The sequence below is a fragment of the Nitrobacter sp. genome, assembly GCF_047149785.1.
In the GTDB taxonomy this organism is placed as follows: Bacteria; Pseudomonadota; Alphaproteobacteria; order Rhizobiales; family Xanthobacteraceae; genus Nitrobacter.
Genome location: NZ_BAAGBE010000001.1, coordinates 1380285 through 1392449 on the forward strand (window position 1 = coordinate 1380285; position 12165 = coordinate 1392449).

Annotated in this window: 10 protein-coding genes and 1 tRNA gene; 6 read left to right on the forward strand and 5 right to left on the reverse strand. The window is 59.3% G+C overall.

The annotated features are described in order from the left end of the window. Nucleotides 1–54: 54 nt before the first annotated feature. A complete protein-coding gene (locus ACMDCM_RS06370; RefSeq protein ID WP_412772781.1) occupies nucleotides 55–2346 on the reverse strand; it encodes a CHASE2 domain-containing protein in 2292 nt (763 codons plus the stop codon). Nucleotides 2347–2493: 147 nt separating this feature from the next. Here ACMDCM_RS06370 and ACMDCM_RS06375 point away from each other — a divergent pair, with 147 nt between their 5' ends. Further along, the gene (locus ACMDCM_RS06375) at nucleotides 2494–3030 is read left to right on the forward strand and encodes a hypothetical protein (RefSeq protein WP_412772782.1); all 537 of its coding nucleotides are present in this window, start codon (nucleotides 2494–2496) and stop codon (nucleotides 3028–3030) included. A gap of 30 nt (nucleotides 3031–3060) precedes the next feature. On the opposite strand, the gene ACMDCM_RS06380 is transcribed toward ACMDCM_RS06375, so the two are convergent. Further along, nucleotides 3061–4401, reverse strand: a complete 1341-nt coding sequence (locus ACMDCM_RS06380) for a tetratricopeptide repeat protein (protein WP_412772783.1) — start codon at nucleotides 4399–4401, stop codon at nucleotides 3061–3063. A gap of 368 nt (nucleotides 4402–4769) precedes the next feature. Between ACMDCM_RS06380 and ACMDCM_RS06385 the strand changes: the two genes are divergently transcribed. Continuing rightward, a tRNA-Arg gene (locus ACMDCM_RS06385) sits at nucleotides 4770–4846 on the forward strand. 315 nt (nucleotides 4847–5161) lie between these two features. Next, nucleotides 5162–5314, forward strand: a complete 153-nt coding sequence (locus tag ACMDCM_RS06390) for an aa3-type cytochrome c oxidase subunit IV (RefSeq protein WP_412772784.1) — start codon at nucleotides 5162–5164, stop codon at nucleotides 5312–5314. Nucleotides 5315–5554: 240 nt separating this feature from the next. Here the strand turns inward: ACMDCM_RS06390 and ACMDCM_RS06395 are convergent, their stop codons facing one another. Next, nucleotides 5555–5782: a hypothetical protein gene (locus tag ACMDCM_RS06395; protein ID WP_412772785.1), complete on the reverse strand. Its 228-nt coding sequence runs from the start codon at nucleotides 5780–5782 to the stop codon at nucleotides 5555–5557. A 701-nt stretch (nucleotides 5783–6483) separates the two neighbouring features. Here ACMDCM_RS06395 and ACMDCM_RS06400 point away from each other — a divergent pair. Next, the gene (locus ACMDCM_RS06400; protein ID WP_412772786.1) at nucleotides 6484–6756 is read left to right on the forward strand and encodes a hypothetical protein; all 273 of its coding nucleotides are present in this window, start codon (nucleotides 6484–6486) and stop codon (nucleotides 6754–6756) included. A 286-nt stretch (nucleotides 6757–7042) separates the two neighbouring features. Here the strand turns inward: ACMDCM_RS06400 and ACMDCM_RS06405 are convergent, their stop codons facing one another. Next, the gene (locus ACMDCM_RS06405) at nucleotides 7043–7825 is read right to left on the reverse strand and encodes a nodulate formation efficiency C protein (protein WP_412772787.1); all 783 of its coding nucleotides are present in this window, start codon (nucleotides 7823–7825) and stop codon (nucleotides 7043–7045) included. Nucleotides 7826–8025: 200 nt separating this feature from the next. On the opposite strand from ACMDCM_RS06405, the gene ACMDCM_RS06410 reads away from it, so the two are divergent. Then, nucleotides 8026–8424, forward strand: a complete 399-nt coding sequence (locus tag ACMDCM_RS06410) for a hypothetical protein (RefSeq protein ID WP_412772788.1) — start codon at nucleotides 8026–8028, stop codon at nucleotides 8422–8424. A gap of 537 nt (nucleotides 8425–8961) precedes the next feature. Then, nucleotides 8962–9312: a GrlR family regulatory protein gene (locus ACMDCM_RS06415; protein ID WP_412772789.1), complete on the forward strand. Its 351-nt coding sequence runs from the start codon at nucleotides 8962–8964 to the stop codon at nucleotides 9310–9312. A gap of 69 nt (nucleotides 9313–9381) precedes the next feature. On the opposite strand, the gene ACMDCM_RS06420 is transcribed toward ACMDCM_RS06415, so the two are convergent. After that, the gene (locus ACMDCM_RS06420) at nucleotides 9382–12063 is read right to left on the reverse strand and encodes a PAS domain S-box protein (RefSeq protein WP_412772790.1); all 2682 of its coding nucleotides are present in this window, start codon (nucleotides 12061–12063) and stop codon (nucleotides 9382–9384) included. Between the last annotated feature and the right edge of the window lie 102 nt (nucleotides 12064–12165).

Below are 12165 nucleotides of genomic sequence, written 5' to 3' on the forward strand. Positions count from 1 at the left end.
GCACTCCGGTTGAAGAACGTCGGTCAACCAAGCTGGACCTCGCCGATCGATCCGTCAGCTTCCTGTCGAAGCAGGATGTTGCAGCGGCGCGGTGTCGCGCGGGGCAATCCGTTCGGCGAATTGACGGTAAAAACCGTGCATGTCCACGCTGGCGAGTTCGCGGCATCGCGCCAGCGCGGCGCTGGCGTCGTGAACGTGGCCGGCTTTGATCGCGGTCAGCAGCGCGCCGTGCAGACGCTTCCATTCGGCGAACTCCGGCGATGCCGCCACCGCCTCGTCTCCTGCAATCGCGTAAATTTTGGTTGGCCGCGACTTGCCTTTCAAAAGAATTTCGCCCGCCTCCAGCAATGCGATCCCCTTTGCCCGCTGCGCCACGTCCTCCGAGACCAGAAGGTCCACATTGAGCGCCTTGCTCGCCGACTCGATCCGGGCCGCCACATTCACAACGTCGCCCATGGCCGAGTAATTGAATCGCCTTTGCGATCCCATATTGCCGACGCAGGCCAGCCCGGCGTTGATGCCGATCCCGATCCTGACGCGAGGGTCCTCGAAACCGCGCGCGGAAAATCCGAAGACGTCGGCATCGTTGAGCGCATCGAGCGCCGCTCGCATCTTGAGCGCGGCGCGACACGCCCGGGTCGCGTGATCAGGGACATCCACCGGTGCGTTCCAGAACGCCATGATCGAATCGCCGATGTATTTGTCGATCGTTCCCATCTCGTCCTGGATCGCGTCCGACAGCGGCGCCAGCAGCGTATTGATGAAATCGACAAGCTCCGTCGCCGTCAGAGCTTCTGAGATCGGCGTGAAGCCACGGACGTCCATGAACATCACGGAAATATCGCGGGACTCGCCGCCGAGGCGCATCGCCTGCGGCGAATTTTCGAGCCGCGCGAGCAACTCCGGCGCGAGATACTGACCGAAGGCCTGGCGCACGAACTTCTTCTCGTGGTCGGAGGCGACGTGGAGCACACGCTCCACCGCGATATAAACCGCCAGCGCCGCAAGCGACGGGAAGATGGGATCTATCAGCAGCCGGAAATGCGAAAACGCGATCCATGATCCGGCGAGCCCGGCAAGGAACACCACGACGCCGGCATAGAATGAAAACCGGGCGCCGAACGCCAGGACCAGGCCCGCGACGAGAGCGCCGAACAAAACGGTCAGGACGATTTCGAGCCCGTTGGTCCAGTCCGGGCGCTCGATGAAGTCCTGTGCGAGGATTTGTTCGATCAGTTGCGCCTGGATGGTCACGCTTGGGACCAGTCCGCCGAGCGGCGTCGCGCGCGCATCCATGAGGCCCGCGGCCGATGCACCGACGAGGACGATCGCGCCGTCGATCAGGGGTTTGACAACCGCCTCTTTGGCGGGGTCGAGGACGTCTTTCACCGACACGTAACGTTGCGGCCGGTCGCGGCTGAAATAGACCCACGACTCTCCGTTGCTGGTCAGCGGCAGCTTGAAGGCACCGACGCGCATGTCGATCAGCGCAGCGTGACCGGTGTCGCTGTCGCCGCTCGATCCGGTCCCGCGAACGATAATGCTTTTCTGGTTCTGGGCGACACGCAGCGCTTCGACCGCGAGTCCGGGATAGATGTTTTTGCCATCGGAAAACAGCATAGGAACCCGGCGGACGATGCCGGCGCGATCGTGCGAACTCAGATTGATGCCGCCAATACCCGCTGCCGCTTCGTTGAAGATCGGCAGGTTCGACACCGTGCCGTGAAACGGCGCAAGCACCTTTGTCGGATTGACGCCGACAAAAGCCAGTCCGGCCCGGACCGGCGGGCGCTTGTCGTTGGCGGCGTTGCCAGCGGCAAAACCGAGCACGACCCCTGTCTTGCCGATGGCATCCGCGAACGCCCGATCATGATCCGGCAACTTCGCGAGCAACTTCATGGTCTGGTCCAGATCCTGGGCGCCGGAATCCTTCAAGTCATCGGCAAGCCGGCTCGGAGTGGTGCGATCCGGCTCGGAGAAAATGACATCGTAAGCGATCACGCCGGCGCCAAGCTCGGCAAGCCGGCGTGTCAACGCGGCAAGACGCGTTCGCGGCCAAGGCCATTGGCCGTATTCGGCGATCGAGGCCTCGTCGATATCGACGATGCGCACCGGCTGGTCGGTATAGGTCCGCGGCTTAAGCCGCTGATAGGTATCGAACGTTCGCTCCTTCAGCTCGGTGACGATCCGCGGATCGTAAGCGCGCAACGAAGTGAGCAACACAAGCGTCAAGACCGCCGCGCCGACGGCCCGAAGATTTTTGTTGCGCACCAACCGCCGCAGACGCGCCCACGCCAGCATGGTTCGTACGCGCAAGGTGCCACGGAGGTGCGCCGCAGCTTTCATCGTCCAAACTCGACGCAACCAGCGGACCACATCAAGGATTCAATCCGATCTTTCCGATCCGTCTCCCGACAGCCCGCCGAACGACGAAAGTCGAGAACGTTACCGGTACACTAACGACATCCGCTCAATTTGGCGCGACGAAAATGGGTGATTTTTCAGCATTGTCGGAGGTTTTGCGAGGCCCACGGGGCCAGCTTAACGACAAATCCGCTACCTGTCTCTCATGCTCGCTGCCAAAGCCGATCAGCAAAGCAGAGGCAACCCACCATGGCCCGGATGTTTTTCAACAAGCGGAGCTTCGCCGTGATGGCGGCGATGGCCCTTCCCTTTGTGGCGGCGACCTGTTTCGCGTTGTTCATCCGCGCGGGAGCGAACACGCCCTTGCAGGCCATTGCCGACGACGCCGCGCTCGCAGGCGTCAACTCGCTGGCATCGAACACTGATCAGCCTGCGGATGTGCGCTCGGCCGAAGCAATTGCAGCAGCCAGAACCATCATCGCGTCGCGATCGGGCATCGTCCAAAGACTTCAGCCTTCTATCGAAGGCCTCACGATGTCGGTTGTCATGGAGGATGCCGACAAGGGGACGCGGGTCTCCGCAATCGCGAAATACATTCCAGCAAAAGATGGCCGGCCGGTTCGGCGGATCAACCATCCGCAAGGATACACCGCCGCCGCGCTTTGACGGACGATCGCCGCAGGCATCAGGCGCAACTCAAAACCGTGCGGTCGGTCCGATCGAGACCGAAAGGTTGTCAGTCGTGTAGTTCGGCAGCGAGGAGTCGATCTTCGTATACTGGACCTGCGTCCGCACGGCGATGTTCTTGTACACCTGCGCATCGAAGATCGCGCCGTAACGTTGCTCCCTGTCGTTCCGCACAACGAAAGGGTCGACGATCGAATTGGGCGCATAGTAGTTGGCCCAACTGAAACCGATTGTCGGCGCGATCACGAACTGATGCGCGGCGCCGAACAGCGGCAGGGCAAATTCGTATGGGAAAGCCATATCGATCGAGTAACGTTTGTAGCTGTTGTAATCGAAGATCGCGCGATTCTGGTCGTACCCGGCCCGCGCCGTCCAGTGCAACGGTCCGAAACGCAAATCCGACGTCAGCGCCGCCGACAGCAGATCGCCCGTCTGCTGGCTGGCGGTCGGGAAGTTGGTTGAATCAGAGAAATCGCGGTGCCGTTGCTCGACATACGCCTCCAGAAGTCCGCGATCCCCCATCGTCGTGCGGGCGGACACGCCGCCACCGCCGGCCGAGAAGAAATTGGCATCCCCGAGCCAGACCTGATCGCCGATTCCGTAAAGCTTGAACGATGCGTTCTGGCCGATAGCGATGCGCGGCCCGACGACGAGTTCGACCAGGCCGAGATCGAACTGGCCGAGCTTGAATTGGTGCGAATTCAAGCCAAGGAAGCTCGCCTCGATGGCGTCCCCGCGCGTGCCGATCTTGTAGGCATAGTTGGCCGTGAGTGTTTGAAAGAAATTCCAGTCGGGACGCTTGCCGAATGCGCTGTCGAGAAGCGCATCCTGGCCTAAAGCGCGCACCATCAGGCTTGAGGGACCGAGGTTTGCATTGGTTTGATAACGGAACCCGGCGGTCGTGAACACGCTGAATTCGTAGCGCGCCAGGCGGCGGTCGATCTCGGTGAGATAGGCAAGGACCTGCGTCCTGATGTCATCAGGAGCGTCAGCAGCCTTGATCGCCTCCTGAAAATAACTCCGCGCGAGTTCGTACGAACCGAGTTTGAAGTACAGAACGCCCAGTTCGAGCTTCACCCTCGGCAGATTCGGATTGAAGAAAAGCATGCGTTCGAGCGCGCCGATAGCGGCTTCATAGTCGCCGCGCTTCACCGCCTGCTCGGCGAACCTGAAGCTCGCTTCGAGATTGGAGGGATTTTTATACATTTCCTGAAACAGCGCGTCGTAATCCTGCTGGACTACAGTCGCCGCCGTAACGGGCGGCGCCGGCGATTGCGCCGCAGCCGCCGAGCAGCAGGCAATCGTCGCCAGCAAAACGAATACGGCCTTCGCCGTCCGAGCACGTTTCACGCCGCCACCCAAAACTATCTTTGATGCGAAGCTCCCGTTCCATCTCCGCGGAATATCGGGGAAAACCGCAACGTAATGAGCGCCAGATTAGCGTCGGCCGACTCAATTGGAACGACAATGGCCGCCTGGCCGAGCGATTTCTGCGCGCCGTCACCTTTTTACCACACATTGAGCTAGTAAAATCAATGGCTTGGTAATGCCCTTCCAAACTGAAGCAAAAGGATGGAGCGCGTGCCCCGAGCCATCATACTGGCCGGCTCCTCTATCGCCTGCTCCGGAGCGGAGCGGCCTCGGTCTTCCAAGAGCGAGGCGGCCGGGTTCGGCAAAGCGCGTGACATCGGGACATCGCTCTTCCTATAAGGGGATGGGCGCTCGTAGCTCAGCTGGATAGAGCATCGGATTTCGATTCCGAGGGCCGGGAGTTCGAATCTCTCCGAGCGCGCCAAATATGTCAGATGCTTAGCGTCATTTCGCCGCTTGAACCTTTTTGCGCTCGGAAACTGTGGAGAGGACCTCCCGGACACCCGCGAATCTTGGTGCCGCGTTTTCTGGGCAGCGGTGCTTAGAGCCTTTCAGCTTCTGATGGAATCAGAAGCGGGGCTCTATGATTTTGATTTGACGCGTTTTCTTTACGCGAACCGGTAGCCTCTAGCAGGGATCGAGGCTGCCTCACATGATCGTGACGCGCCGAAGGATCGACAGCAAGGGAGACTGCGCTAATTTGTCACGGCAAGATCAACCCTGCCTTGGGAGGCTTGACATGTCAGATCATAGCGAAATGGTTTATTCGACGGCAGAAGGAATGGATTATCCGGCGCACGAGCAGCAGTTCAAGACTTTCATCAAGATTGGGATGACCGCCACAGCGGTCATAGCCACCATTGTCGTGTTGATGGCGATTTTCCTCGGCTAATCATCCGGTCGTCGTTCCTGATTTCAGTTCCAGTTCGCGCGCAATGTGGCCGGTGCTTCAGACGTGCGTGGTCATCAGCTTGGCCCAGCCGCCCTGAAGCGCCCCCACTGCCCGCTATGATTTGATCGTGGGCAGCACGCCTTGGCAGCCAGCGGGCCCGCAACGCTGGCGATCGTGTTCGCCCCTACCGCTGCGATGGGCCTGAGGCACAAAATAAAGACGTGGCTGTCCGCGTCCTCTTTATCTGACCGCCTCGACCTCTTCATCGACAACTTTCTTAAGCTGATATAGCGCCGTTTCCTTGTAGGATGTATCCGGACATTTCTTGATCGCCGGTACGGCAGCCGTGAAGTTCGTTGGGAAAAGCCAGACCAAATCCTCACGCGTGTCGGCTTCAAAATCTGCAGTGTATATCCGTTTTTTACCACGGTATTCGACCATGCCGGTGATCTTGCTCTCGTTACTCATGGTTGCACCTTCCGTTTCAGGCTTGTCCCGGCAATGATAACCTCCCGCGCTTGGTGATCTCAAGGGCAAGCCTGTCCCAAGGAAACAGCACATAGTCTCGCTAGCGAGCGGATACCTTTTTGCGATAAGGCGGATCGATCTTGCTCGATCGCAGGCGCGGTAAATACTGCACTGGCAGTTCAAGTGCCGTCAGGGATAGAAGCCTTGAGCCACCCCGCCCTTCATGCTACAGGCCGTCTCACGGTTCCTTAGACCGCAGTGACCGTGTCCCGGGTTACACGTTTCGCTCATCGCAGCGCCTCGCAACGTAATTTGCCTGTCCCGCAGGCGTTCCAACTTCGTTGAAGGGCTACTCCCATGAATATCGTTACCGTTCGCGCGGCTTGTCTCCGCTTTGCCCGCACGCATCATCACGACCGCCGAATCGCGCGGTTGACGCCGCGCGAAAGCGCCAATTTTCACGGAGCAAGCTTCGCTATCGTCGAGCGTAACATCGTTCGAGACACTGGTGACATAGAGGCCGTCGAGCGTTGGTGCCGGGATGCTGGCGTGCTAGCCGCCACTGAGCGTCTCGCCCCGTAGCAACCACGAAGGGCGGCACGACGATTAACCGTGCGGCCTCCCGACGTGCTTGATTCGTCGATACCATGCAAACGAGTCCGACTTCATCCAACGTCAGATGATTGTGACGACTCGGAGTCGTGGATTCGCTCGGCAAGTTCGTGCAGGCACTCTACCGCGTGGCAACGCTCTACACCTTGCAAAGCGGTCAACCAGTTTTCGACAGCACACATCACGCCAAACGAAACCTCGTCGTTCGAAAACCCCTCGAAAATTTGCAACTTGTTAAGAAACAATTTCGTTCGATCCTCGACGATCTCCGAGTTCCACATAGCATCATTCCTTCGGATCAATTCGCCAGTCGTTTCAGAACGCAAACGTGGCAGAACAATAGCGACAGGGTCGATGAATGACTCACGAAATATTACGCCGGCATTCAATTATGTACCTGAGCAATGCAACGATTCAATGACTGCACATTCGATCGGATCACCGGGAATTGCCGGTGTTCGGACGCGCAAGAAAGCTGCGTTGTACACCTTATGAATAAGCCGCGTGCATATCGCACCGTCGGCCTGGACCTTTCCGTTTTTGATGGAATCGAAAACGCGTTCGAGTTTTTGTTTCGATGCGCATTCTTCCCGCGAACCGACATCCATTCTCGGGTCAAGCCCAAGGAAACGCTTCACCCGAAAACGCTCAATGCGTCCCCTTGAGCGCTTTGCGGACGGCATCGAACGCTCTTCGTTCGTCCGGTTCTTCCTGTTCGAACCAATGGCCAGGAAGGTATTTGGCGATACGGCGGGCGAAAAACGAGGCGGGTTGCCATGTGTCGTTGTTCTTCTTTGTGAAAATAATAACGCCGTTACGAGTAAAATATGACGGGCCTGCGATCTCACAATCCACCGATAACTGTAACCGCCACAGATCGTCCTTTGATTCTTTGGGCAGGACTACGTAGTCGAGAGATACAGGATTGCCGATAGTGCAGCGCCCTTTGTTCAAAAGATCACCCAGTCGCCCCTGTGCAGTAACGACAAAGTTGTAGTTGGACGCATCGTGTAGAAAGGAAACGTTAGGCTGCGGGTATTCGTCCGCCACTTCACTGGCAATTAGAGATAGCGCAAAGGGTCGCCAGCCGAGACGCATGGTCTTCGCATAGGATGGCCCCAGTGACATGGCGCCGCTGGCCGATATAATCCAGGAGATCTTGTATTCATCGTCGGGCTTGTCGCCCTGGCTTCGGGTCCACGAGAGGAACACGGGGCCAGCGTCATGCTTTGCGCCGACCTCCCAACCTCTCGGGACAAAATGTGCGACCCTGGCCACATGGGTCAGTATATCGTCTATCGTTGCTCCATCCTGTGCTCGCCACGCTGTTTTGACCCTTTCGATCAGCGGGTCTTCTTCGGCGCGCGCGCCACCGAAAAATATGTTCGTCATGACATATGCGACAAACAGCACTTGCCAACGGCGGGTCATGGATTGGCTTCTCTACCGCAGGGAATCAGAAAGGCGATACTTACGAAACACAGGATATTCACGCGACGTATCCGTCCCAAGGTCCCGAGTTTGTCCCAAGTCCAGAGCGTCGGCTGCGGAACCGGACGGAACCTTATAGGCAGTCAGACATTGTTTTTCGAGAATTCGCAGTTTTCCGAGAATTCGCACCGGAGGTTTGAATGAGAAGGATCGCACTTGCAACGTCGCTGCTCCTGGGGATCGGGCTTCTGTCCTCCCCGACCATCGCGATGCCGGCTGGCGGACCAGCCTCGATGCCGTTGCACAATGCCATACAGCCGGTCCAATTCTTCTACGGCGGACGCAACTATTGTTGGTATGACGACGGCTGGCGCGGTCCTGGCTTCTATTGGTGCGGCTATGCGTTCCGGCGCGGCTTGGGCTGGGGCGGCGGCGCGGGCTGGCATGGTTGGCATCGAGGCGATCATCATATCGGCGGACATCACCACCATCGTGGTTCCGGTGTTTATCCCGGCGGTCCCGGCCGCTCCGGAATGCACCATGGCGGGGGTGGGCACGGAGGAGGTCGTCACGGCGGCGGCCATGGCGGTCGTCCCTAGAGCGTTTTCAAGCGGTGGCTACCGGTTCGCGTGAAGAAAACGCGTCAAATCAAAAATATAGAGCCCGCTTCTGATTCTATCAGAAGCGGAAAGGCTTCAGTGCATGATCCGGAAAGTGGGAACCGATCTTCGGATGAGATTATGCTCGATCAAAAGGATAAGGCGGGAATTTGATTCAACGAAGTTGAGTTAGATTCGAACGGTCCGCTTCAGATTCCCGGCGAGCTTTTCTGCGAACGATGGAATTGAATAAGTCGCGAAGGGAGTTTTTTGAAGTGGGCACGTTCGGCAAGGTGAGATCGCGCATGTCAAACCCTCGCTACGGGGACCGATCATCCGCGGTTGGCCTGGCACACCCTGCAATTCGGGAAAACCTGCATCACGCGAGAGCGCGGGCCGGTCCATGACGGTCGCCATGCTTCGTGCATCTTTCGTCGACCGTTCGTTCCTGCTGCGTTGTCGCATTGACGCGCTTACGCCACCTTTGACATAATGGCGCCGGGGTAAGTCAAACATGCCGGTTGCGAGCGAATCACCGTGAAAAATGGGCTGTATTCGGTTCATGTCGCCTTGCTCGACGGGCTTGTTGGAAAGGGCAGCGGCGTCGTGGTGTTCCGCGACGGCAAGATCCTCGGCGGCGACGCCTATCTGTTCTATACGGGCAGCTACTTCACAAAGAACGACGGTACGTTCAGAGGCGAGGTTCTGGTCCAACGCCACACACCAAGCCCTGACGGCAACCTTCTGTTCAGCAGTACAGAGCCCGTCGGTATCGGCGTTACCGGAACATTCACAGACACGACGGGCACGATGAACGGCACGGCGCTGGTCGGAAAGGCCAGTCAGATTTTTCAGGCGACCCTGCGCAAGCTGGCCGATACCGACTGACCGTTACGGTGCGCTTCGGCTTTGTCGAATCCATGTCCGCATGCATGCGTTTGATACGTGCTTTATCTGCTACTCCGCAGCCAGTTCCATCGGCGCAACACGCGGCAAAACAATGCGAATCCGTGTACCCTCCCCCGTTCGGGAATCGAGGTCGAGTCGCCCGCCGAGCCGGTTCGTCACGATGTTGTAGACGATGTGCAGGCCAAGGCCGGTACCGCCCTGATCGCGACGTGTCGTGAAGAAAGGATCGAACGCCTTGCGCCGCACATCCGAACTCATGCCGCAACCGTTGTCGGAAAACAGGATTTCGACATTATCCAGGTCGACCCCCCGCACATTGATGGCGACATTGCCGCCGTTGCCTTGCGGAAAGGCGTGCGCCAGCGAGTTGAGAAAAAGATTGGTAAGCACCTGGCCGTAAGGTCCGGGATAGCTGTTCATCGTGAGGTTGGGCTCGCAGTCGACCGTCAGCGTCACATTGTGCTTGCGCAAACCAGGGCGCAGACTCATGACCACCTGCTCAGTGAGTTCGCCGAGATCGAAAGTCCGTTTGTCCGAATAGTTGCGGTCGACGGCGACCTGCTTGAATGACCGGATCAATTCGGCGGCACGATTGAGATTGGCGACAAGCTGCGACGCCGCGTCGCGATTGGTCGCGACGAATTCGTTCAGGCTCGAGCGCCGCAAATTCCCCTTCGCGACCTCCTCGGCGAACACGGCGATCTTGCGCTCCAACGACGAGGCCACCGTCAAGCTGATGCCGACGGGGTTGTTGACCTCGTGAGCGACGCCCGCCACGAGGCGGCCGAGCGCCGCGAGTTTCTCTGCCTCGATCAGTGAGTTCTGGGTTTCCCGCAGGTTGCGCAACGCCGCCTCGGCCGCATCCTTGGCCTGCCGCATTCCCTGCTCGCTGCGCTTGCGGTCGCCGATGTCGAGCGCGACCGTGACGATGTTTTCGATCCGGCCATCGACGCCGCGGATCGGCAGCTTGTTGACCAGCCACTGTCGCATCACGCCGGCCGAATCTTCATACTCTTCTTCGTAGAAGCCGAGTTCCTTGCCGCTCTCGAGAACCCGCCTGTCGTTCTCGTCGGTTTTTGCGGCACCGTGGCGCGACATCAGATCGCCTGTCGTCCGACCGATCGCGGCCCCGGGTTCGATCCCCAAGATACCAGCCATGTAGCGATTCATCAGAACGTAACGCAGGTCCGCGTTCTTGACGTCGATCACCGCCGGCACGGTGTCGACTACGAGCTGCAGCACACGTCGCCCTTCCGCGATCGCCTCTTCGGCCCGCCGCTGGTCGGTGATATCGCGAACCACGCCTTCATAGCGGACGACGCGGCCATTCTCGTCGCGGACCGCTGTCGCGCTGTCGGAGACCCAGAGAAGGCCGTCGTCGCGATGGCGGACCTGATACTCGAACCCGCGGACGGTCCCGTCGCGCTCCATCCGCGACTGGTATTCGGCACGCGCATCCGGATCAACGTAGATCGTTTGCTCGATATTGCCGATGTTGCGGATCAGATCGTCGGAGGTCTCATAGCCCATTATCCGCGCCAACGCCGGGTTGGCATCGAGCAGTTGACCAGCCGGTGTCGTGACATAGATGCCATCGACCGAGCCTTCGAACAGCTTGCGGTAGCTTTCCTCGGCAAGACGCTGCTCGGTGAGCGCGCGGACAGCGGCTTCCCGCGCGGCATCAGCGTCAGCGAGCGTCCGACGAAATACTTCGGCGGCGCGTGCGATATCGCCGATCTCGTTATTGACGTCGGTTGCAGGAATCGACGTGTCCTTGTCGCCGCCAGCCAGCTTCCGGATAGCCCTCGCGATCAACTTCAAGGGCCGGACGGTCCGCCGCACCACGAACGCGGCCGCAAGGAGACCGATTACGATGCCCGCGCTGCCGAGCACGATGCTCTGCCATTTGGTTTCGGCCAACGTCCGCGCGAAATCGCGTGATAGCACTTTCTCGCGCTGCGCGCTGAGTTCTCGCAGCAATTCCGTTACCCGCCCGATCAGCCGGCCCTCTTTGACCAGCACATCCCTGTCGAGATTGGCGATCTCACGCTCCCGCAGCGATATCGCGATCACGGCATCGGCGTAGACCTCAACGGCGGCGCGTACCGCGGGCTCGCCGATAGGAACTGCGCGCATCGTTTTCGCCGCCCGCTCCGCGGTGGTAGGGTCACGACCGAGGAGCGCGGCTGCGACGTCGCTCTGAGCTCGGAATAGTATTTTTGAAGCCGACCGGTCGGCGGCCTGCTCGATCACGGTTTCGAGCTTCTCGCGCAACGGCGGCAGACTCGCGATCAGCTTCTCGCGGCTCGCGATCAGGGTCGTCACCCTCTCCATGCCGCTGCGGTATGCCTCCAGCCGGGTCGTGACGCCGTCGATCATCTCCTGCTGCTCCGGGGCCAGCTCGATACGCGTCTTCTTGAGCAGTTCGTTCAGCGACGACGCGGCTCCCCAAATCTGGCCGGACTGCGCTCCCGGATCGGTCACATAATCTCGCGCCGCAAGTCTCAATTCGTTCATGCGACGGTCGATCTCCTCGGCCAGTTCACCCACGCTGTCCAGCCGCTGCAATTCGGCGAAAGTATTGTCGAGATGACGTGTCGCGACGACGCTGGCCGCGCTGGTGATCACCATGATCGCCAGCACCAGAGAAAATCCCCCGAAGGTAATCTGGCCGATCGACAGCGAGGACGTCCGCATCCGCTGAAAATGTGCTCCGAACCCAGATGGCATGGTGTTTAAGACCGGCTCCCGACGATCCAATATAGGCCGGATCGCGGTCTCGGGAAACAAGGGTCGACGTTAACGGGAGGGTCAGGCGGCCGACGGGGCAAA